This window comes from Porcipelethomonas ammoniilytica (genome assembly GCF_025567485.1).
GTDB lineage: Bacteria > Bacillota > Clostridia > Oscillospirales > Ruminococcaceae > Porcipelethomonas > Porcipelethomonas ammoniilytica.
On record NZ_JAOQKH010000061.1, the window covers coordinates 1 to 2136 of the forward strand.

Annotated in this window: 2 protein-coding genes and 2 pseudogenes; all 4 read right to left on the bottom strand. The window is 45.7% G+C overall.

Annotated elements, in window-relative coordinates:
- Positions 1-361, bottom strand: a pseudogene (locus tag OCV67_RS13125) (MobP3 family relaxase); the annotation flags it as partial.
- On the bottom strand, positions 361-834 hold the full coding sequence (locus OCV67_RS13130) for a hypothetical protein (protein ID WP_147644383.1): 474 nt from the start codon (positions 832-834) through the stop codon (positions 361-363). The pseudogene OCV67_RS13125 and the gene OCV67_RS13130, both read right to left, overlap by 1 nt.
- Positions 835-1099: 265 nt before the next feature.
- Positions 1100-1336: a DUF6103 family protein gene (locus OCV67_RS13135; protein ID WP_147644270.1), complete on the bottom strand. Its 237-nt coding sequence runs from the start codon at positions 1334-1336 to the stop codon at positions 1100-1102.
- A gap of 65 nt (positions 1337-1401) precedes the next feature.
- Positions 1402-2136: pseudogene (locus tag OCV67_RS13140) on the bottom strand (hypothetical protein); the annotation flags it as partial.

Genomic DNA, 2136 nt, shown 5'->3' on the forward strand with positions numbered 1-2136 from the left:
CACCGCGCTTCTCAACGCCCGGTCGCATTGCCATGTAACCGACAAAATTCTGACGGTTGCCGATAACATCTGCATTGCGCTCAATAATTGTGCTGATCAATTCAGACGCATTTTCAGCTGTAGGATTATTTTTGTAATCCTCGTACTCCAAATATCTTTTAGCTTCCGGAAAATCTGAAAGTAGTTCGTCAAGCAATTTTTTCTGCTTTTTAGTTGTCGCAGCATTCAGATCATACTTTTTCTGTTCACGCACCTCAACCGTTTCACGGGTTGCGATGTATTTTGTGTAGTTCCTGCGCTGTGATTTTGTCTTTGCTGTGCCAGCTTTCAAAAAGCGGCTTGTAACTATAATCTGCGACATTAGTCACCGCTCCTTTGATAGCGAACCGCTTTTTCAAAATTAATTATTCCGTTGATGCGCTTCACTTCATCCATGCACATGATACGAAGCTTTTTCAGAGTATCGTCGTCAATTTCATTGATCGCCGCAAGCATATGGGTCAGCGCGCCGACCTCCACCGCAAGCTTAAACAATGCCCGTGACAATTTCTGCTCGCTGCCTTTTACGATTCCCTCGGTAATCACCGCAAGCTGCGGTGCGATAAACTCCGTTGCGGTATGCTCCTGATTCAGAAGATAACCGCAGTAAAATCTGATTGCCTTTTCCATAAACTCGGTTTTTGAACGACAGTTGTCGATTTCATACAGCATATCCACCTTTTCCATCGTGTCCGGAAAAACATACAGCGGAAATTTGATTTTTTCCTCTGCGACATTATTTGAAACTGCCGTATTTGCGTTGTTTACGCTTTTTTTATTTGTTTCTGACTCCATGATTTTTGAAAACCTCCATTTTTGACTCCATGCAGATTCGGCGAGCTTTGCTCGTCCGATGTAAATGTTCCGGCGGCTTTGACGCCGGAACTTTAACCAGCAATAAAATAAATGACCCTCAAACCCACCCGAAATCACCTGATTTCCGCTATTCCCAAACTCTGCGACAAATGCCCCAGATTCGCTACGACCGTTCTCATAGGGTAGTTTCCGACCTCACCGCCGAAAACGCCGTACAAGCCGACATGGTGCGAACCGGGGCGTATTACTGCTCCGACTGCATTTCCGATTCCGCAGGAGCAGTATTTTTTGTCCTGCGGGACGGCTTCTTCGCCGCCGTCAACTCAATAAATTCACGCACATTTGAGGGCACATATTTCTGATAAAGCTGCTCTGCAAACTTTTCAAGTTCATCTGACAGCTTCATATTTTTCTGTCCCAGATACATTTCAAGCGCTGATAATTTTTCAGAATCAATGCTTACTGTGACTGATTTTTTCATTCAATTTTTCTCCCATAAAATATAAAAATTTCTTTAATTATCCTCGCAGGATTTATACTGCTCTTTCATTGATTTGATGTGTGCGGCATGGGTCCAGCGTCACGCTGGTCTATATATGATATATACGGAATCTGAAGCCAGTGCGTCCATTCACGCCCTGCAAGCTTGGTTCTGGTAACCCCTCTGAGGGTATTCATGGCTTCGATTACCTCGCCGTTTCCGATGTAAATTCCTATGTGACCGTCCACCCAGACTGCAAGTCCGGGGACTTCGGGAATGGTATCGATCTTACCCTTAACCGTCGCATTTGCGAACATCGCATTCGCTCCAACGTCCATCATACCGTTAGAGCCAACAACAATTTCACCGCTTGCGCTGTCATACCAGCCGTAACCTTTGATCAATCCTACACAGTCGGAGCACCTCTTTCCAAGCCAGTTCTGACGGATGAAGTCCATGTAATCTGTAACTTCGCCGCCGAACACAGAGGCTCTGTCCTGCAAAAGCGATTCCGTCAGCACGTTTCCGTATGTGCCGTAGACATAACCCCAGCCATTCTCATACGCCTGAATCGCCCACTGCACAAGTCCCAGATTATTTTTCTTCTTTTCGTCATATTCTTCAAACTGAATCTCATTGCTGAAGCTATTTTCCTCGCCGTATTCGATCCACGGAATTTCAAACCATGCAGTCCAGCTTCCGGCAGAAACAGGTTCTTTCACAACGCCGTCCGCAGCAGATTTTGCATACACAACATTGCCGTCGCCAACGTAAATCCCGATGGTATCGCCGCTGATCAC